This is a genomic window from Actinoplanes sp. CA-131856, assembly GCF_050956135.1.
Lineage (GTDB): Bacteria > Actinomycetota > Actinomycetes > Mycobacteriales > Micromonosporaceae > Actinoplanes.
Genome location: NZ_CP191849.1, coordinates 2,305,695 through 2,324,603, shown reverse-complemented (window position 1 = coordinate 2,324,603; position 18,909 = coordinate 2,305,695). Strand labels below are relative to the sequence as shown.

At 70.7% G+C, this 18,909-nt stretch carries 18 protein-coding genes; 8 read left to right on the top strand and 10 right to left on the bottom strand.

The features are described from left to right. Positions 1-27: 27 nt before the first annotated feature. Entirely contained in the window at positions 28-699 is a 672-nt protein-coding gene (locus tag ACQP2X_RS11175) for a response regulator (protein WP_498696145.1), read from the bottom strand. Continuing rightward, on the bottom strand, positions 700-1,974 hold the full coding sequence (locus tag ACQP2X_RS11170; protein ID WP_498696144.1) for a sensor histidine kinase: 1,275 nt from the start codon (positions 1,972-1,974) through the stop codon (positions 700-702). Between the two features lie 219 nt (positions 1,975-2,193). On the opposite strand from ACQP2X_RS11170, the gene ACQP2X_RS11165 reads away from it, so the two are divergent. From ACQP2X_RS11165 to ACQP2X_RS11155, 3 genes are read left to right on the top strand one after another with little or no spacing between them, the layout of a single operon-like run. Next, a complete protein-coding gene (locus ACQP2X_RS11165; RefSeq protein WP_498696143.1) occupies positions 2,194-2,667 on the top strand; it encodes a DUF1707 SHOCT-like domain-containing protein in 474 nt (157 codons plus the stop codon). Between the two features lie 56 nt (positions 2,668-2,723). After that, positions 2,724-3,548 (top strand): metal-dependent hydrolase, encoded by an 825-nt coding sequence (locus ACQP2X_RS11160; RefSeq protein WP_498696142.1) that lies wholly within the window; start codon positions 2,724-2,726, stop codon positions 3,546-3,548. Between the two features lie 39 nt (positions 3,549-3,587). Further along, positions 3,588-4,622, top strand: a complete 1,035-nt coding sequence (locus ACQP2X_RS11155) for a glycoside hydrolase family 43 protein (protein WP_498696141.1) — start codon at positions 3,588-3,590, stop codon at positions 4,620-4,622. Positions 4,623-4,767: 145 nt separating this feature from the next. Here ACQP2X_RS11155 and ACQP2X_RS11150 read toward each other — a convergent pair whose 3' ends face one another. Beyond that, on the bottom strand, positions 4,768-5,211 hold the full coding sequence (locus ACQP2X_RS11150; protein ID WP_498696140.1) for a hypothetical protein: 444 nt from the start codon (positions 5,209-5,211) through the stop codon (positions 4,768-4,770). Positions 5,212-5,332: 121 nt separating this feature from the next. Between ACQP2X_RS11150 and ACQP2X_RS11145 the strand changes: the two genes are divergently transcribed. Continuing rightward, positions 5,333-6,001 (top strand): response regulator transcription factor, encoded by a 669-nt coding sequence (locus ACQP2X_RS11145; protein WP_498696139.1) that lies wholly within the window; start codon positions 5,333-5,335, stop codon positions 5,999-6,001. A gap of 55 nt (positions 6,002-6,056) precedes the next feature. Here ACQP2X_RS11145 and ACQP2X_RS11140 read toward each other — a convergent pair whose 3' ends face one another. The 5 genes from ACQP2X_RS11140 to ACQP2X_RS11120 all read right to left on the bottom strand — a co-directional run bounded on the left by ACQP2X_RS11140 (position 6,057) and on the right by ACQP2X_RS11120 (position 10,071). Beyond that, on the bottom strand, positions 6,057-7,274 hold the full coding sequence (locus tag ACQP2X_RS11140; protein WP_498696138.1) for a hypothetical protein: 1,218 nt from the start codon (positions 7,272-7,274) through the stop codon (positions 6,057-6,059). A gap of 17 nt (positions 7,275-7,291) precedes the next feature. Next, positions 7,292-7,792 (bottom strand): SigE family RNA polymerase sigma factor, encoded by a 501-nt coding sequence (locus ACQP2X_RS11135; RefSeq protein ID WP_498696137.1) that lies wholly within the window; start codon positions 7,790-7,792, stop codon positions 7,292-7,294. A 75-nt stretch (positions 7,793-7,867) separates the two neighbouring features. Next, positions 7,868-8,593 (bottom strand): anti-sigma factor, encoded by a 726-nt coding sequence (locus ACQP2X_RS11130; protein ID WP_498696136.1) that lies wholly within the window; start codon positions 8,591-8,593, stop codon positions 7,868-7,870. Continuing rightward, a complete protein-coding gene (sigK, locus tag ACQP2X_RS11125) occupies positions 8,590-9,141 on the bottom strand; it encodes an ECF RNA polymerase sigma factor SigK (protein ID WP_498696135.1) in 552 nt (183 codons plus the stop codon). The genes ACQP2X_RS11130 and sigK overlap by 4 nt, the downstream gene beginning before the upstream one ends. A gap of 69 nt (positions 9,142-9,210) precedes the next feature. After that, positions 9,211-10,071, bottom strand: coding sequence for a LysR family transcriptional regulator (locus tag ACQP2X_RS11120; protein ID WP_498696134.1), 861 nt, complete (start codon positions 10,069-10,071; stop codon positions 9,211-9,213). A gap of 77 nt (positions 10,072-10,148) precedes the next feature. On the opposite strand from ACQP2X_RS11120, the gene mgrA reads away from it, so the two are divergent. Then, positions 10,149-11,180 (top strand): L-glyceraldehyde 3-phosphate reductase, encoded by a 1,032-nt coding sequence (gene mgrA / locus ACQP2X_RS11115; protein WP_498696133.1) that lies wholly within the window; start codon positions 10,149-10,151, stop codon positions 11,178-11,180. Here the strand turns inward: mgrA and ACQP2X_RS11110 are convergent. After that, positions 11,177-12,040: an NAD(P)-dependent oxidoreductase gene (locus ACQP2X_RS11110; RefSeq protein ID WP_498696132.1), complete on the bottom strand. Its 864-nt coding sequence runs from the start codon at positions 12,038-12,040 to the stop codon at positions 11,177-11,179. The genes mgrA and ACQP2X_RS11110 overlap by 4 nt on opposite strands. A 62-nt stretch (positions 12,041-12,102) precedes the next feature. Here ACQP2X_RS11110 and ACQP2X_RS11105 point away from each other — a divergent pair, with 62 nt between their 5' ends. From ACQP2X_RS11105 to ACQP2X_RS11095, 3 genes are all read left to right on the top strand, one after another. Beyond that, positions 12,103-13,764, top strand: a complete 1,662-nt coding sequence (locus ACQP2X_RS11105; RefSeq protein WP_498696131.1) for a bifunctional 3'-5' exonuclease/DNA polymerase — start codon at positions 12,103-12,105, stop codon at positions 13,762-13,764. Between the two features lie 120 nt (positions 13,765-13,884). Then, on the top strand, positions 13,885-17,511 hold the full coding sequence (gene metH, locus ACQP2X_RS11100; RefSeq protein WP_498696130.1) for a methionine synthase: 3,627 nt from the start codon (positions 13,885-13,887) through the stop codon (positions 17,509-17,511). Next, positions 17,508-17,900 (top strand): rhodanese-like domain-containing protein, encoded by a 393-nt coding sequence (locus ACQP2X_RS11095; protein WP_498696129.1) that lies wholly within the window; start codon positions 17,508-17,510, stop codon positions 17,898-17,900. Before metH ends, ACQP2X_RS11095 begins: the two co-directional genes overlap by 4 nt. Here ACQP2X_RS11095 and ACQP2X_RS11090 read toward each other — a convergent pair. After that, positions 17,894-18,907 carry a sialidase family protein gene (locus ACQP2X_RS11090; RefSeq protein WP_498696128.1) on the bottom strand — a complete coding sequence of 338 codons (1,014 nt, stop codon included), beginning with the start codon at positions 18,905-18,907 and terminating at the stop codon, positions 17,894-17,896. The genes ACQP2X_RS11095 and ACQP2X_RS11090 overlap by 7 nt on opposite strands. Between the last annotated feature and the right edge of the window lie 2 nt (positions 18,908-18,909).

Genomic DNA, 18,909 nt, shown 5'->3' with positions numbered 1-18,909 from the left:
AGAGATACCCGCCGATGGGACAATTAGTCAGCCCAGCCAGCCGGGACGGATGAGACCGGCCTCGTACGCGTAGACGACCAACTGGGCGCGATCGCGGGAACCCAGTTTGATCATCGTGCGACTGACGTGGGTCTTGGCGGTGGCCGGGCTGATCACCAGGCGGGCCGCTATCTCGTCGTTGGACAGGCCCTCGGCCACCAGCACCAGCACCTCGCGCTCGCGGTCGGTGAGCTGGTCGAGCGCTACCGGCGGGGGCGCCTGGCGTCCCCGGCTGCCGCCCGCGAACTCGCCGATCACCCGGCGGGTCACGCTCGGGGAGAGCAGCGCGTCGCCGGCCGCGACCGCGCGGACCGCGCGGATCAGCTCGACCGGCTCGGTGTCCTTGACCAGGAAGCCCGAGGCGCCCGAGCGGAGCGCTTCGAAGACGTACTCGTCAAGCTCGAAAGTGGTCAGAATGACCACCCGCACGTCCGACAGGGTGGGCTCGGCCGCTATCCGGCGGGTCGCCTCCAGGCCGTCCACGCCCGGCATGCGGATGTCCATCAGCACCACGTCGGGCCGGGTCTGCTGGGCCAGCTTCACCGCCTCGAGGCCGTCCGCCGCCTCCCCCACGATCCGGATGTCCGGCTCCGCGTTGAGCAGCGCCCGGAAGCCGGCCCGCACCAGCAGCTGGTCGTCCGCCAGCAGCACCGAGATCATCTAGCACTCCTCCTTGGGCGTCGGCAGCAGCACCGAGACGAGATAGCCCCCGTCGACCGGTCCCGCCTCCACCTGCCCACCAAGACTCTCAGCCCGGGCCCGCATGCCCGCGATCCCGGTGCCGGCGCCGGCCGGCGCGCCGTGATCGGCGTCCGCCTCGAGCCCGGGTGGCGGAACGGTTCCGTTGTTGCGGATGCCCAGGTGCAGGGCGGTCGGCAGGTAATCGACGTTGACGCAGGCGGTCGCGCCGGGGCCGGCGTGGCGGCGGACGTTGGTCAGCGCCTCCTGGACGATCCGGTACGCCGCACGGTCCACCTCGGGTGGCAGCTCGCGCGGATCGCCGGTCACTTTGGTCTCGACCGGCAGGCCGGCGTCGGCCGTCAGGTCCTCCAGGCGGCTCAGGCCGAGAGCGGGCTGCCTCGGGGCGGCCTCGTCCTCCGTACGCAGCACCCCCAGCACCGCCCGGACCTCGCGCAGGGCCTCGGCGCTGGCCGTCTTGATCGCGGTGAGCGCCTCGCGGGCCTGCTCGGGCTGCCGCTCCATGAGGTGCAACCCCACCCCCGCCTGCACGTTGATCAGCGAGAGGTGGTGGCCGAGCACGTCGTGCAGCTCACGGGCGATCCGGAGCCTCTCCTCGGACGCCTGCCGCTTCTCCTGCTCCTCGCGGGCCCGGGCGCGTTCGGCCCGCACCTTCATGATCTCGGCCATGTGCTCGGCCCTCGCCTTCGAGGCGCTGCCGAGGAAGACCATCAGCACCATGCCGAGGGGCAGCAGCAAGGCCTCCCGGAAACCGGGCTGCACGCCCGGGTTCAGATCGAGCCGATCGGCGAGGAAACCGCAGACCAGGAGGTACGCCATGTACGCCACCCCGCCCGCCACGGCGGCCGCGGTCGGCCGCCCGTTGCGGGCGATCTGGAGCAGGGCCACCGCCGGCGCCACCGCGTAGACCCAGCTCGGCTCGGCCACGGTGGCGAAGCCGATCGACGCGGCCGCCGCGATCGCGAAGACCGTGACCGGGTAGGCCCGCCGCCACAACAGCGCGACCGGGCCCACCACCAGCAGGATCCAGGCCCAGGGCGTCAACGACACGAAGACCTTGCCGTCGTCGGCCAGCCCGTTGCCGCCGAGCACGTGGAAGAGCACGCCCGCGATGACCGCGCCCACGCCCGGGTGCATGCGGTTGGGCGGGAAGCGAGCGGCCCGGTTCTCCACGCGCCACGGCGGGGCCGGGCTGTCCCCGGCCCAGGGTGGCTCCCATCGCCTTCTCTGCCTCACGCTGCGAACTTACCGACTTCCGCCGGGGCGGGACATCGGCGTGCGGGCGACCAGGGCCCTGCTTCCGTGGAGGTAGTGCCCGCGTTCGGCGTACTCCTCCGGGCGTACATCTCAAGCGGCCGGTAACCCACAGGCCGCAGGAAAGATGCTCCGGCGGGCCGACGCCGCAGGCGGCGGAAACGCCGATTCTGGTGACACGAAGCCCACTGAGGAGGACCGGTGCAACCCAACGACACCAAACGGATGCGTACCTCCGACAAGGAACGCGAGCAGGTCGCCGAGATCCTGCGGGCCGCGATGGCCGAGGGGCGGCTCGACATGACCGAGGGCGAGGAGCGGCTGGCCGCCTGCTACGCGGCGAAGTTCCGCGACGAGCTCACTCCGCTGACCGCCGATCTTCCCGGTAACGGACTGTGGGCACTCGCCGCGTCACCCGACGTGCAGAAGGCGACACGCCGGGGCCTGCGGCGGCATTTCACCATCGTCGTGTCGGTCGCGATGATCCTGACCGGTTTGTGGATCATCTCGGGGGCGCACTTCTTCTGGCCCGCGATCCCGCTCGCCTTCCTGGTCATGGGCCTCATCCGGCACGCTCGATGGGGTCGCTACGCCTACGCCCACCGGGTCGCGCCGTGGAACGCGCCCGGCTGGTCGGGGCACCCCAGATTCCACAGTGGCCATCGAGGTTGTTGATCTTCCCTCCCCGCTCTGCCAGAGTTACCCGGCTCTGTGGGGAGGGACAACAAAACATGATGGGTCCGTCGCACGCCCTTTCGGGCGCGGCCGCCTGGCTCGCCGGCAGTTGGGCACTCGACCAGATCGCCGGGTACGAGCAGTCACCGCTGGCCGTGGGCGTCGGCACGCTCGTCTGCGCGGGCGGAGCGCTGCTACCCGACCTCGACCTGTCCGGCAAGGTCACCCGCAACCAGGGTGGCGCCACGGTCGCGCGGACGTTCGGCGTGTTCTCGCTGTTCGCGGCCGAGGTGATCGAGAAGGTGTCGCTCGGCGTCTACACGGCGACCCGGCTCAGCAAGGACCCGCGCCGCAACAACGGGCACCGCACCTTCACCCACACGCTGCCGTTCGCGGCCCTGGTCGGCTGGGGCACGACGGCGCTGGCCACCCACTACGGCAAGTGGGCGGTGGTCGGCATCGTGTTCTTCATGGCCGGCCTGGCGCTGCGCGGCCTGTTCGACGAGTGGGCCGAGCGCGCCGGCTGGGTCATCGTCACCCTCTGCTCGGCCGCCATCGCCTGGTTCACCGCGGCCAACCTGCCCGGCGACCGCGGCTATCCGTTACTGGGGTTCGCGGTGGCGGTCGGCTGCGTCGTCCATCTGCTGGGCGACATCATCACGTCGGCCGGGGTGCCGATCCTGTGGCCGATACCGACCGGCCGCCGGCTGTGGCGGATGGTCGGCGTCCCGAACAGCATGGCGGTCAAGGTCGGCGGCAAGGTCGAGACGGTCGTTCTCCGTACGGCCTTCGTGATCGTCTCGCTGCTGGCCATCGCCGGCATCTTCGCGCCTTCCCTTTTGCACCAGCTCGAACTGGACACTTGGGCCGACCGGGGCTGATTCATTGACAGTCGTCTCTGCGGCTCGGATCGTCGAGCCATGAGGCTTCTCGTCGTTGTCGTCATCGCGGTCGTGCTCGGCGTCGCGACGCCCGCGTCGGCCGCCCGGACGCCGTTGCGCGCCGCCGATCCGAGCGTCATCCGGGTCGGCGCGACCTACGTCGGCGTCCAGTCGACGGGTGGCGGCATAGCCGTACGCCAAGGAACCTCGCCCGAAGCAGTCGCCACCGCGACGGCCCGCACGGTCTGGACCGACACGCGCAACCTCGGCGAGGTGTGGGCGCCGGAGATCGTGCTCGACGGCGGCCGCTACTACATCTACTTCTCGGCCGGGCGGGCCTCGGCCCATCGGATGTACGTCATCAGCTCGGCGTCGGCGGCCACCGGCTACGGCGGCGAGACCCAGGTGGCGCTGCCGGACAACAAGTGGGCCATCGACGGCAGCATGTTCGTCTTCAACGGGCAGCGCTGGTTCGTGTGGTCCGGATGGGCCGGCGACACAAACGTCGAGCAGAACATCTACATAGCAAAGATGAGCAGTCCGTACGCCGCCACGGGCGCCCGCTACGTCATCTCGCAGCCGCGCGAGGGCTGGGAGCGGGTGGTCGGCAACCCGTTCATCAACGAGGGCCCGGAGCCGATCCGCGACCCCGCCGGCCGCCTGCACATCGTCTACTCCGCGAACGGCAGCTGGAGCGACCAGTACTGCCTGGCCGACCTGCGACTGCGCGCCGGAGGCGACCCCACGTACGTCTGGGACTGGTACAAGTCGAACGGCTGCCTCTTCGGCTCGAACCGTGCCACCATGATGCCCGGCTGGGATCCCACGCTTTCCGTCAACGGCCCCGGCCACCACACGTTCGCCCTGCTCAACGGCGACATCGCGACCAGCCCACCGGCCGGCCCGCGTTTCCCGTTCCTGTACCACGCGGTCGCGAAGGGCACGCCGTACGCCTGGGAGAACCGATACTGGTACACCGGCACGTTCGTCTGGTGGGGCAATTCGACGTACTCACGGGCGAACGTCCCCGGCCCCACCGCCGACACCGGCTTCAGCCTGAAGTTCTTCGAGTGACCTCGACGAGGGCATCGTCTCTCCCGGGATCCCGCCCTTGTCGGACATCAGCGACATCGCCCACCCCGATGGCGTCACCGTGCACCGGCTCCCTCACGCGCCCATCGGCGCCGGCCCGGAAATCGCCGCCCCGGTGCTGTCGCTCCTACTGATCCTCACCGGCCGCGACTTCGACCGCACCCGCTGAACCAGCCGCAACCTCGACCGCACCCGCTGAACCAGCCGCGCCGCTAAGGATGGCCGGCAGCTCGATCGCCCCACCCGACTCGGCTGCGCCGCTAAGGGTGGCCGGCAGCTCGACCGGCCCACCCAAATCGGCGGCTCCGCCGAAGGCGGCGGCCGGCAGCTCGATCGCTCCACCCGGATCGGCTGCGCCACCGCTGGGCGACATGCCGGCCAGCAGGGCGACGATCTTGACATCGGTGGCTGCCGGCTGGCGGAGCACGCGAAGACCGTACGTCTGGCGCTGTCGCTCCAAGATCTGCTCGTGGCGGTATCGGGCGCGCTCGCCCCAGAGGTGCAGGGCATATCTGACCACGCCGCCGGCCGCGGCCGTCACCGTGACCGCGAGGATCCACCCCGCCGACATGGTCAGATCTTCCGTCTTCGCGGCATCATCGGCTCCTCCCGCCAGGAACCACGGAGGGGTGCTACGTGGTTTCCCACGTAGTACGCTACGGGCGAACCCACGGCCCAGCAAGGGAGCCGACATGCCAGGCTTGACGATCGCCATCGTGGACGATCACGCGGTCTTCCGTACGGCGGTGGCGGCCTATCTGGAGAGCAAGGGCATCGAGGTCGCCGTGAACGTCGCCACCGGCGGCGAGCTGCTCGACGGGATGCGGGCCCGTCCGGTCGACATCGCGGTCATCGACGTGCGGCTCACCGCGGACAGCGACGAGGGCGGCATCGAGCTGGCCCGCGCGGTGAAACAGGAGTTCCCCGGGACCGCCATCCTCATCCTGTCCGCCTACACGGCCACCGACCAGGCCATCAGCCTGATCAGCGACTTCGAGCAGAGCATCGGCTATCTGCGCAAGGACGAGGTCGACGTCGACGACCTCAGCGTCGAGCTGGCCCGCCTGGTCGCCGGCCAGCAGGTGCTGGGACGCTCCTTCGTGGACCGTCTGCTGCGCCCGGCGATCCGCGAGAGCCCACTGACCTCGCTGACCCGCCAGGAGCGCGAGGTGCTGAGGCTGATGGCCCAGGGCCACTCCAACGCGGGCATAGCCGCCACCCTGTCCCTGGCCGAGCGAACGGTCGAGGACCACGTCCGCCGCATCTTCACCAAGCTGAACATCACCAGCGACGGCGCCACCCCCACCAACAAACGGGTCCTGGCCGTCCTGACGTGGCTCCGCGAGAACACCACCGACTGACTCCATCGACATGGCGAGCGCGGGCGGCGTTTCTGACGCCGCCCGCTTCGCTGTGTCAGCGGCAGGTCCACATGAGAGGGCGGTTGGCCACCGGCTCGGTCGCCGTGGTGTCGGTGGTGTAACCCGCGGCCACCTTGCCGTCGGCGCTGAGGGCGCTGGTGACGTACTCCTTCATCTTGTTGTAGCGCGGGAGCTGGACGACCTTCTCGCCGGCGATGATGATCGGCTCGAAGTGGCCTGTGGTGGCCAGCATCCAGCCGTTGGCGGCGCCGATGACGGCCGGGCCGAGCGCGATGTCGAGCTCCTCGTATTTGCCGGCCGCGATGTTGTAGCGGTAGGAGGCGAAGGTGCGGCTGCCGCCGTCCGCGCTGTCGCGGACCGCCCGGCCGTAGATCCAGCCGTTGCTGACCGATTCGGGCCAGAAGTAGGTGGCCTTCACGTCCTCGACCTCGGGCAGCGGCATCAGGCGCCCGGAGCCGTTCGGCCTCCAGAGATATCCGGTGCCCTCGCCGTTCTCCTTGGCCACCGTGCCCACGATCGTGCCGCTCTCGTCGATCGCCGACGCGTCGCCGGTGAGGAAGCCCGCCGGCATGGCCAACCGCGTCGGTGCCGCCGTGGGTGACGCCCACGTGACGGGTACGCCCTGGTACAGCTCGCCGAGGGAGCCGACGATCCGGCCCGTCTCGCTGATGGCGGACGCCGAGGCGCGACCACCGCGCAGTGGCGTCACCGTGGTGCCCGTGGAGACGTACGCCCGGGTGTCGTCCCCGGTGAAGCTGTATCCGACGGCCACGCCGGAGGAATTGATGTCGCCCCACGCCCCGTCGGCGCCGGGCATCGACGGGCGGTTCTGCAGGACGCCGTCCTTCCAGATGACCGTGTGCACCTTCAGCTTGGGCGGATAGACCCGCCCGGTCAGGTAGTGGCCGCTCGGGTCGCCCGCGCTGACCGTCGCCTTCTTCACGTCGCCGGTGGGCAGCAACGTCACCTTGCAGTCTCTCGGGAAGGCCGGCGCCGGCGCCGGTGCCACCGCCATCACTGAGGGGGAAGGCGCCGGAACCGGCGGCTCGTCGCGCATGGCGGCCACCGCCACCGTTCCGCCTCCGGCCGCCACGGCCGTCACCGCGGCCAGGGCCACCCCGCCCGACCAGCGGCGGCCCCGGCGCCGGCGGCGGCCCTCGGTCATCGTGCGCGGGATGTCGATCTGCGATGGGGCCGGGGGCTCGTCCGGGATCGTCCGCAGGATCCGGACCGCCCGGTCGTCCTCGCTCATGTCGTTCTCTCCAAGATTCATAGCCGGTCCAGGGCGGCCGAGTCGAATACGAGGCGCAGCTTGTCGAGCGCGTGGGCGCACTGGCTCTTCACGGTTCCCTCGGAGCAGCCCAGATGCTGGGCGACCTCCTTCACCGGCAGGTCGCACAGGTAGCGCAGCACCACGACGGCCCGCTGCCGCGGTGGCAACTGCATCAGCGCCGTTCGTACGACCGACTGGTCGTCGACAGCGACCGGTGGGGCCGGGGCCCGGTCCGGTAACCAGTCGAGCAGGGCGACCTTCCACCAGCCGCGGCGGCGCTCGTCGAGGAAGACCCGCACGAGCATGGTGTTCACGTACGCGTCGACGTTCTCCACGTGGCTGATCGACGGCCATCGCGTGTAGAGCTTCGTCAGCGTCTCCTGCACGATGTCGTCGGCCTGATGCGAGTCACCGCAGAGCAGATATGCCGTGCGCCGCAGCCCTTTCACCCGGCCGTGCACGAAGGCCAGGTATTCGCTGTCCGTTCTTCTCGGCATCCCCGCTCCTGTCGATGTCCTGCGTATCCGACGGCGGATCGACGAGGATCGGTTGGCTCAAGGCACAAAGAATTTTCACAGTTGTACGAGGGCGTCGAGCGGCGTGGTCGGCGTGGTCGCCCCGGGCGCGTTCTCGATGGTCACGCCCACGGCGTTCGACGCGGGCAGACCGGGGACGATGCGTACGGTCGCCGCCTGACCCGCGCCGAGCGCACCGGCCGAGGTCGGATCGTCGTCGCGGATGGTCCACAGCTGGTAGACGCGCCCGTCGGCCGGCGGGGCGGTGGCGGCCAGCATGATGACGCCGGCGTCGGTCAGCTTGGAGGACGCCACGGTCACCCGCCCACCGCTGGTCAGGGTCTGCTCGCGGACCTGGAGGTCGGGCGCGGCCAGGATCGCGCGGACGCGCTCCTCGGAGGCTCGCGCCGCCTCGGCGACGGCCCGCTCGTCCTTGACCCGCTGATCCTGGAGGACGTAGACGGTGGCCCCGGCGCCGGCCGCCGCCACCAGCACCGCGGCCGCCGCCGCCAGATGACGCCGGCGTGGGGGCCGGACCGGGCGTACGGGAACCGCCGTCTCCTGCCTTGTGGTGCTGATCTCGCTGAGGACGTTCGCGCGCATCGAGGGCGGGGGCGCCGACCACGCGGTGTCGGCCAGGCGGGCCGCGGTCTCGCGCAGCTCGTCCACCTCGGCCCGGCAGTCCTCGCACTCGCGCAGGTGCCGCTCGAAGGCGACCCGTTCCAGGTCGTCCACCGCGTCCAGCACGTACGCGCCGACCAGAGAGTGCACGTCGGCGCTCATGCCGTCGCCCCCGTCGTCAGGCAGTCGCGCAGCCGGGCCAGCCCGTCGCGCATCCGTGACTTGATGGTAGGGAGGGGCGCCCCAAGCAGCTCGGCCACCTGGGGATAGGTGTTTCCTTGGAAATACGCGAGGGTGACCGCCTGCCGTTGCAGCTCGGTCAGCCCGTCGAGGCAGTGCCGCACCTGCCGCCGTTCGAGACGCGTCGCGACCTCGTCGGCCACCGTGTCGTACGGGGTGTCGACGGCCTGGATGCCGATCCGGATCGTGCGGTCGGTCGCCGCCTGCTCGGAGCGGGCCCGGTCGACCGCCCGCCGGTGGGCGATCGTGAAGATCCACGCCGTGGGCGTGCCCCGGCCCGGGTCGTACTGCGGCGCGCGCCGCCACACCTCGACCAGCACCTCCTGGGCCACCTCCTCGGCGTGCGACGGATCGCGCAGCACCCGCCGCACGAGCCCGTAGACACGTGGCGCGACCAGGTCGTAGAGCCGCGCGAAGGCGCTCTCGTCGCCCTGCGCCACCCGCACCAGCAGCGCCTCGACATCCAGCACCGGCGTCACCATCTGCGCCCCCTCATGGGGATGATTCGTCAGCGGCGCCGCCCGCGGATGGCTGTGCAGCTAAAAAATCATGCGTAACAACTCGGCGGCGGCCGGCCCGGGCGGCGCCGAGGCGGGCAGGGCCACCGAGACCTGCCATGACGCGCCGGCGGTGAGCCGGGCCACGTGCAGGCCCGAGGCGTGCGTCTTGCGGGTCACCGGCGCCGGCACGACGGCGATCCCCAGTCCCTGGTGCACGAAGTCTAGCAATGTATGGACGTCGTTCACTTCGACCGAGATCCGCCGGTCGACGCCGTGCCGCGCGAACAGCTGATCGTTCACCTTGCGGGCGCCCCAGTCGGGGCTGAAGTCGACGAAGTCCTCACCGGCCAGGGCGGACGGGTCACGATCGGCCGGGACGTGGTCCGGGTGAGTGAGCAGCAACATCTCCTCGGTGGCCAGCGCTTCCAGCCGTACGCCCTCGGGAGCTGGCCCGGGAAGCGCGACGAACCCGACGTGGAGCCGCCCCTGCCGGATCTCGTCGACGATGTGCCCGGACCCCGAGTAGCGCAGGCTGATCTCCACCCCGGGATGGGCCCGGCGGAACGAGGCCAGCAGCGGCGGCAGGTCGACCACGCCGAGGCACTGCTCGGTGCCGACGGTGAGGCTGCCGCGCACCAGCCCGCGCACCGCGGCGACGGCTTCCCGGGCCGCGGCGGCGCTGGCCAGCGTACGATTCGCCTCGGTGAGCAGGGCGCGCCCGGCGTCGGTGAGCCGCACGCGGCGGGTGTGCCGCACGAACAGCTCGGCGTCCAGCTCACGTTCGAGCGCCTTGATCGAGGCGGAGAGCCCCGACTGCGCCACCCGCATGCGCTCGGCGGCGCGGGTGAAGTGGCGCTCCTCGGCCACCGCGACGAAGTACTCCAGGTGCCGCAACTCCATGATTGATCAGTCTAGGTGCTCAATCCGAGCGCTTTCCTCTGTTGGACCTTTGATCACCGAGGGACGAGGGTGGGACCATGCCAACCAGCTACACCGCCGAAGGCGATCGTTACGACACCATGGAGTACCGCCGGACCGGGCGTTCCGGGCTGAAGCTGCCCGCCGTCTCGCTCGGTCTGTGGCACAACTTCGGCGACGACAAGCCCCTGGAGACCCAGCGGGCGATCCTGCGCCGGGCCTTCGACCTCGGCATCACCCACTTCGACCTGGCCAACAACTACGGACCGCCGTACGGCTCGGCCGAGATCAACTTCGGGCGGCTGCTGGCCGAGGACTTCCGCCCGTACCGCGACGAGCTGGTCATCTCGACCAAGGCCGGGTACGACATGTGGCCGGGACCGTACGGCGAATGGGGCTCGCGCAAGTACGTGACGGCCTCGCTCGACCAGTCGCTCAAGCGGATGGGCCTCGAGTACGTCGACATCTTCTACTCGCACCGCTTCGACCCGGAGACGCCGCTCGAGGAGACGATGGGCGCGCTCGACGCCGCCGTTCGGGCCGGCAAGGCGCAGTACGTCGGCATCTCGTCCTACTCGCCGGAGAAGACCGCCGAGGCGGCCGCGATCCTGCGTGACCTGGGCACGCCGCTGCTGATCCACCAGCCGTCGTACTCGATGCTGAACCGCTGGATCGAGGGCGGCCTGCTCGACACGCTGCAGGAGGTGGGCGCCGGCTGCATCGCCTTCTCGCCGCTGGCCCAGGGCATGCTCACCGACCGCTACCTCAAGGGTGTCCCTGCGGACTCGCGTGCCGCCGAGCACAAGTCGCTCTCGACCGACCTGCTCTCCGACGAGAACCTCGGCAAGATCCGGTCGCTGAACGACATCGCGCAGCGGCGCGGGCAGAGCCTGGCCCAGATGGCGATCGCCTGGTCGCTGCGGGACCCGCGGATGACCTCGGTGGTGCTGGGCGCCAGCAGTGTGGCCCAGCTCGAGGCGAACGTCGCGGCCCTGCGGAACACGGCGTTCACCCCGGACGAGCTGGCCGAGATCGACAAGTACGCCACCGAGTCGGGCATCAACCTCTGGGCCCGCAGCAGCGAGAACTAGAAGGACGCGTGGTAGGACGCGGCCATGTCCGCGTCCCCATGTCCCTTCTCCTCGGCCCGGCGGAAGCGTTCGGCGCCGGCTTCGGCCAGGTCCAGCCGTACGCCGTGACGCCGGCCCGCCTCGACGATGAGCCGCGCGTCCTTGCCGGCCGTGCTCACCGCGAAGCTGGCCGGCGTCAGCCTGTCGGCCCGCACCAGGTCGGTCTTGGCCCGCAGATAGCCGTTGTCGAGCGGGCCGCCCTGGATCAGCTCCAGGAACTTGCCGAAGTCGACGTGCAGCGCCTCGGACAGGGCCAGCACCTCGCCGCCGGCGTGGGTCAGGGCCAGCACCCAGCTGTTGGCGACCAGCTTGAGCCGCGTCCCCTCACCCGGATTGTCCAGCCACACGGTTTTTGCGCCAACGGCATCGAACACCGGCGCGATTTCGTCTCTTTTGTCGCCAGGACCCGCCGCCAGCACGGTCAACTGCCCGGCCTCCGCGGGCTGCCGCGTCCCGAGCACGGGAGCGTCGTAGTAGGTGAGGCCATGGGAAGCCGCAAAAGCCCCGAACTCGTCCACGTCATCCAGGCTCACCGTCGTCGACTGCACCCAGATCTGGCCTTCGGACAGCGCCAACTGCGCCTCACGCATGACCTCGCGCACCGCGGCGCCGTCGAACAGCATGGTCAGCACCACGTCGGCCCCGCGCACGGCCTCCTCGACGGTGGTCACGACCCGGGCCCCGTCGGCGGCCAGGGGTTGCGCGCGCTCCGGGGTGCGGTTCCACACCCGTACGGTAAAACCGCCTTTGACCAGATTGCGGGCCATGGCGGCGCCCATGATGCCCGTGCCGAGGACGCTGACGGTGAGGGTCTCTGTCATGAGCATCATCTTCCCGCTCGCCCGCGGCGAAAAGTGTCGTACCCCTTAGCGAGAATGGCCACGTGCTGGTAGCGGTGGACCCGTCGGGGGCCCTTCAGGAGCTGCGGGCCGACGGATCACCCGCCGGTCCGCCGGTCCGTGCCGCCGATCTGCCGGCCGCGATCGCGGCGCGCGAGGCCGCCGACGCGCCGCGCTGGGTGTGGCCGTCGACCGCCGAGTTCTATCCGGGACTGCTGAAAGCCGGCGTCCGTGTCGCCCGCTGTCACGATCTCGAGCTCACCGAGGCGCTCCTGCTCGGCCACGCCGGCCGCTGGGGCGCTCCCCGCTCGCTGGCCGCCGCCCGGGCCCGCCTGCACGGCCTGCCCGTCCCGGTCGATCCGCCGGCGCGCCTGCCCGATCCGCCCGGCCTCACCCAGGGCGCTCTGTTCGACACGTTCGCGCCGCCGCCGGCCGCCGGTTTCGAGGTTCTTCCGACGATCTCCGAGGTCTATGCCGATCAGCTGCGCCGGGTCGGCGAGACCGAACACCCGGGCCGGTTCCGGCTGCTCGTGGCCGCCGAGTCGGCCGGCTCCCTGGTCGGGGCCGAGATGGGCCACGCCGGGCTGCCCTGGCGGGCCGACCTGCACGACGAGCTGCTGCGCGAGCTGCTGGGCCCGCCCCAGGCGGTCGGGCCGCCGCGCCGGCTGGCCGAGCTGACCGCCGAGATCAACGCGGCCTTCGGCGTGCACGGGCTCCATCCCGACTCCCCGGCCGAGGTGGTCAAGGCGTTCGCCCGGGCCGGTGTCGACATCCCCAACACCCGGGCCTGGGTGGTCCGCCGCGTCGACCATCCGGCCGTGAAACCCCTGCTCGAATACAAGGAGCTCTACCGCATCTGGACAGCGCACGGTTGGTCGTGGCTCGACGCGTGGGTCACCGACGGCCGGTTCCGGCCCGAATACGTTCCGGGCGGCGTCGTCTCCGGCCGCTGGGCCGCCCGCGGCGGTGGCGCCCTCCAGGTGCCCAAGTCCGTGCGCCGGGGCGTGGTGGCCGATCCGGGCTGGCGCTTCGTGGTGGCCGACGCCGGTCAGCTCGAGCCGCGGGTGCTGGCCGCGATGTCCGGCGACCGGCGGTTCGCCGAGGCCGGCGCGGGCGCCGATCTCTACGCCGCGCTGGCCGCCAACTCGTTCGACGGCGACCGGGCCAAGGCCAAGGTCGCGCTGATCGGGGCCATGTACGGCCAGACCGGCGGCGACGCGATCCCGGCCCTGGCCGTCCTGCGCAGGCACTACCCGGTCGCCTTCGACTACGTCGAGGCGGCCGCCCGCACGGGTGAGGCCGGGGGTCTGGTCCGCTCCTGGCTGGGCCGCACGTGTCCGCCCTCGTCGGCCGGCTGGGGCGACGACGCGGGGCTCGACCCGCCCGAGACCGAGCAGCCCCTGGGCGGCGCGTCCGGCCGGGCCCGGGGCCGCTTCACACGCAACTTCGTCGTGCAGGCGACGGCGGCCGAGTGGGCGCTGGTGTTGCTCGCCACACTGCGTACGGCTTTGGAGGGAACCAGGGCCGAGCTCGTGCTTTTCGTGCACGATGAAGTGGTCGTCCACTGCCCCGCCGAGGAAGCGGAACGAGTGGTGGCGGCCGTGCACGAAAGCGCCGCCAAGGCGGGCAGGATGCTTTTCGGGGACACAACGGTGCGCTTCCCGCTCGATGTCTCAACAGTTGGCGCATACGCCGACGCGAAATGAGATTGCGGTAACTTGGGTGGTCCGAAGCGAGAGGCGCTGCAACGGGGAGTGATCCCCGCCACGCTCGCTCGGTGCAATCCGACCAAGGGCGCCTCCGTTGTAACCACGGAGGTGGTCGGTGTGGAAAGAAACGAGCGTGTCGCGGAGCTCAAGCGTCTGCTCGGCGAGCGGATCCTGGTGCTCGACGGCGCCTGGGGCACGATGTTGCAGGGCGCCGGGCTCGGCCCCGAGGACTACCGCGGTGACATGATCCCGGCCGATCACCCGCAGGACGTGACCGGCGACCCCGATCTGCTGATCCTCACCCGGCCCGACGTGATTCTCGACGTCCACCGGCAATATCTGGCCGCCGGGGCCGACATCACCACGACCAACACGTTCACCGCGACCAGCATCGCCCAGGCCGACTACGGCCTGGAGCACCTGGTGCGCGACATGAACGTCAAGGCGGCCCAGCTCGCCCGGCAGGCGGCCGACGAGGCCGGTGGCACGCGGTTCGTGGCCGGCTCGGTCGGCCCGCTGAACGTCACGTTGTCCCTGTCGCCCAAGGTCGACGACCCGGCCTACCGCGCGGTCACCTTCGACCAGGTCAAGGCGGCGTACGCCGAGCAGATCGCGGCCCTGGCCGAGGGCGGCGTCGACCTGCTGCTGATCGAGACGATCTTCGACACCCTGAACGCCAAGGCGGCCGTCGCGGCCGCCCGTGAGGTCGCGCCCGACCTCCCGCTGTGGATCTCGGTGACGATCGTCGACCTGTCCGGGCGTACCCTCAGCGGTCAGACCGTCGAGGCGTTCTGGCGGTCCATCGAGCGGGCCGAGCCGCTGGTCGTGGGCGTGAACTGCTCGCTCGGCGCGACCGAGATGCGCCCGCACGTGACCGACCTGGCCCGCCTCTCGAACGTCTACGTGGCCTCCCACCCGAACGCCGGCCTGCCCAACGCGTTCGGTGGCTACGACGAGCAACCGGCGGAAACGGCCGCGCTGGTCAAGGGCTTCATCGACGACGGCCTCGTCAACATCGTCGGCGGCTGCTGCGGAACGACTCCGGCGCATATCGGGCAAATCGCCCTGGCGGCTCGCGGTGCGACGCCGCGCGTGATCAACCCGCCGGCCGAGACCACCCGGTTCAGCGGTCTCGAGCCGTTCGCGATCGGCCCCGACACCGGCTTCGTCATGATCGGCGAGCGGACCAACGTCACCGGCTCGGCCAAGTTCCGCCGGCTCATCGAGGCCGACAACTACCAGGGCGCGGTCGACGTCGCCCTCGATCAGGTGCGCGGCGGGGCCAACCTGCTCGACGTGAACATGGACGCCGACCTGCTCGACAGCGAGCAGGCGATGACCACCTTCCTCAACCTCATCGCCACCGAGCCCGAGGTGGCCCGCATCCCGGTCATGATCGACAGCTCCAAGTGGAGCGTGCTCGAGGCCGGCCTCAAGTGCGTGCAGGGCAAGGGCGTGGTCAACTCGATCAGCCTCAAGGAGGGCGAGGAGCCGTTCCTGGAGCACGCCCGCAAGATCCGTGACTTCGGCGCGGGCGTGGTGGTGATGGCCTTCGACGAGCAGGGCCAGGCCGACACCCGCGATCGCAAGGTGGAGATCTGCGGGCGGGCGTACGACCTGCTGGTGAACGTGGCCGGCTTCGCCCCGGACGACATCATCTTCGACCCGAACGTCCTCGCCGTCGCGACCGGGATCGCCGAGCACAACGGGTACGCCAAGGCGTTCATCGAGGCCCTCCCGCTGATCAAGGAGCGCTGCCCGGGCGCGCGCACCAGCGGCGGCATCTCCAACCTGTCGTTCTCGTTCCGCGGCAACGACGTGGTCCGCGAGGCCATGCACTCGGCCTTCCTGTTCCACGCGGTCAAGGCCGGCCTCGACATGGGCATCGTCAACGCCGGTCAGCTCGCCGTCTATCAGGACATCCCGGCCGATCTGCTGGAGCTGGTCGAGGACGTGCTCTTCGACCGCCGGCCCGACGCCACCGACCGGCTGGTCAAGTTCGCGTCCACGGTCACCGGCAAGGGCAAGCAGCGCGAGGTCGACCTGTCCTGGCGCGAGGCCCCGGTCGCCGAGCGCCTGTCGTACGCGCTGGTCCACGGCATCGTCGACTTCATCGAGGACGACACCGAGGAGGCCCGGCAGCAGTTCGCGCGGCCCCTCGAGGTGATCGAGGGCCCGCTCATGGACGGCATGAAGGTCGTCGGCGACCTGTTCGGCTCGGGCAAGATGTTCCTGCCCCAGGTGGTCAAGAGCGCTCGCGTCATGAAGCGCTCGGTGGCGTACCTGGAGCCCTACATGGAGGCCGAGAAGGAACAGGCCCGCCTGGAGGGCCGCGTCGAGACCTCGCGCGGGCAGGGCAAGGTCGTGCTGGCCACGGTCAAGGGCGACGTGCACGACATCGGCAAGAACATCGTGGGCGTCGTGCTCGGCTGCAACAACTACGAGGTGATCGACCTCGGCGTGATGGTGCCGGCCGCGAAGATCCTCGACACCGCGGTGGCCGAGGGCGCCGACGTGATCGGCCTGTCCGGCCTGATCACCCCGTCGCTCGACGAGATGGTCGCGGTGGGCGCCGAGATGCAGCGCCGCGGCCTCAAACTGCCGCTGCTCATCGGCGGGGCGACGACCTCGAAGCAGCACACGGCGGTACGCATCGCGCCCGCCTACGAGGCTTCGACGGTGCACGTGCTCGACGCGTCCCGGGTCGTCGGCGTGGTCTCCGACCTGCTCGACCCCGACCGGGCCGAGAAGCTCGACGTGGCCAACCGGGCCGACCAGGAGCGGCTGCGCGAGCAGCACGCCAACCGGCACGCCCAGCCGCTGCTCACCCTGGAGCAGGCCCGGGCCAACCGCGAGGAGGTCGACTTCGGCGACCTGCCGACGCCGGCCTTCACCGGCGTCCGCGACGTGCAGCCGACGATCGCCCAGCTGCGCGAGATGATCGACTGGCAGTTCCTGTTCCTGGCCTGGGAGCTCAAGGGCAAATATCCGGCCATCCTGGAGCAGCCGGTGGCGCGCGAGCTGTTCGACGACGCCAACACCCTGCTTGACAAGATCATCGCGGAGGGTTCGTTCCAGGCCCGGGGACGGTACGCCTTCTGGCCGGCGCACAGCGACGGCGACGACATCGTGCTCGGCAACGGGGTGAAGTTCCCGATGCTGCGCCAGCAGACCCAGAAGCCGGAGGGGCGCGCCAACCGCTCGCTGGCCGACTACATCGCCCCCGCCGGCTCGGGTGATCATCTCGGCGGCTTCGCGGTGGCCATCCACGGCGCCGAGGATCTCGCGGCCAGGTACGAGGCGGAGAACGACGACTACCGCGCCATCATGGTCAAGGCGCTGGCCGACCGGCTGGCCGAGGCGTTCGCCGAATATCTGCACCTCCAGGTCCGCCGCCAGTGGTTCGAGCCGGACGCCAAGCCGAAGCTGGAGGACCTGCACGCCGAGCGCTTCCGGGGCATCCGGCCCGCGCTCGGATATCCGGCCAGCCCCGACCACAGCGAGAAGAAGGACCTCTTCGACCTGCTGGGGACGCGGGAGATCGGCGTCGGGCTGACCGAGTCGTACGCCATGACCCCGGCCGCCGCGGTCTCCGGCCTGATCTTCGCCCACCCCGATTCGCGGTACTTCACCGTGGGCCGGCTCGGCAAGGACCAGATCGTCGACTACGCCGCCCGCCGCGGCATGAGCGTCGACGAGGTCGAGCGCTGGCTGCGGCCGAACCTGGCCTACGAGATCGCATGATCGATGCTCTGCTGGAGAAGGCCCGCGAGGGCCTTCTCCGCCTCACCCCGCACGAGACCCGGGCCGCCGTCCTCGACGGCGCCCTGCTGATCGACACCCGAACCGACAAGCAGCGGGCCGAGCAGGGCGACCTGCCCGGCGCCATCGTCATCGACCGGACCGTGATGGAGTGGCGCCTCGACCCGTCGTCGCCCCACAAGATCCCCGAGGCCACCGACCATGACGTGCAGATCATCGTGGTCTGCCGTCAGGGATACAGCTCGAGCCTGGCCGCGGCCGGCCTCCAGGCGCTGGGCCTGTGGCGGGCCACCGACCTGATCGGCGGCTTCGAGGCGTGGGCGGCCGCGGGCCTGCCCCTGTCGGACAAGCCCGCCGACATTCGTTACTGAGGGTAGTCCGATTTCTCGGTGATGATCGCGACCACCGTCGCCGCCCGCACGTCGAAGCCCAGGGTCAGGAACCGGCCCGGCTCGAGCTCCACACTCGACGGGTTCGCCTGATCGGAGTGTCCGGAGTCGTAGAGCTGCACGTCGCCGTAGCCGTCCCAGCTCTTCTCGGGATCACGGACGATGCGGCCCACGGTGTCGCGGTGTTCGGAGAAGCGGGGCTTCAAGTCGCCGTACGTGACCAGAACTTCGCCCGTGCTCAACCGCAGAGCGTGATGGGACGAGGCGGGCATGTCGGTCGGCCGCGCGATGCTCCAGGTGTGGCCGTCGTCGGTGGACTCGGCGATGTAGGCGTGCCCCACGGTGGTGCGGATCAGCACGATCACCCGATCGTCCAGGACCGTCAGCGTCGGCTCCTGGAAGTGCACGCCGTCCGCCGCCGCCAGCAGGATCTCGGTCTCGGCGGGCCAGGTGCGGCCGCCGTCGGTGCTGCGCACCACCGTCGCCCGCATCCACGCCTCGCCCGGCAGCCGCCCGTACAGCGGAAAGAGAAGATCGCCGCTGGGGAGCTCGGCCGCCGCGCCGTGCGAGGCCGAGAAGGTCTTGGAGGTCCGCCGCTCCTGTTCGGGCAGGGCCATGGCCGTGCCCACGAGAATGGGCTCGCCCCAGGTCTCACCGTTGTCGGTGCTGCGGTGCACCCAGGTGCCGTGGGTGGTGTGCCACGGCTCGGTCCACTCGATCACGAAATAGCTGAGCAGGACCGTGCCGTCCCTCAGCACGACCAGCTTGGGATCGCGGTCGTCGAAGGGGCCGTCCACCGCCGTACGCGGCTCGCTCCAGGTCTTGCCGTTGTCCGCGCTCTCGGCGAGGCGGATCCGGCCGTCCGCCTTCACGTGGCCGGTGCTCTCGCGCCAGGCCGCCAGCAGCCGCCCGTCGGCCAGTCGCACGACATCGGGAAAGTGCGGTAGCAGCCCCGGCTCGGCCCGGGCCACAGTGATCTGCGTAGACAACG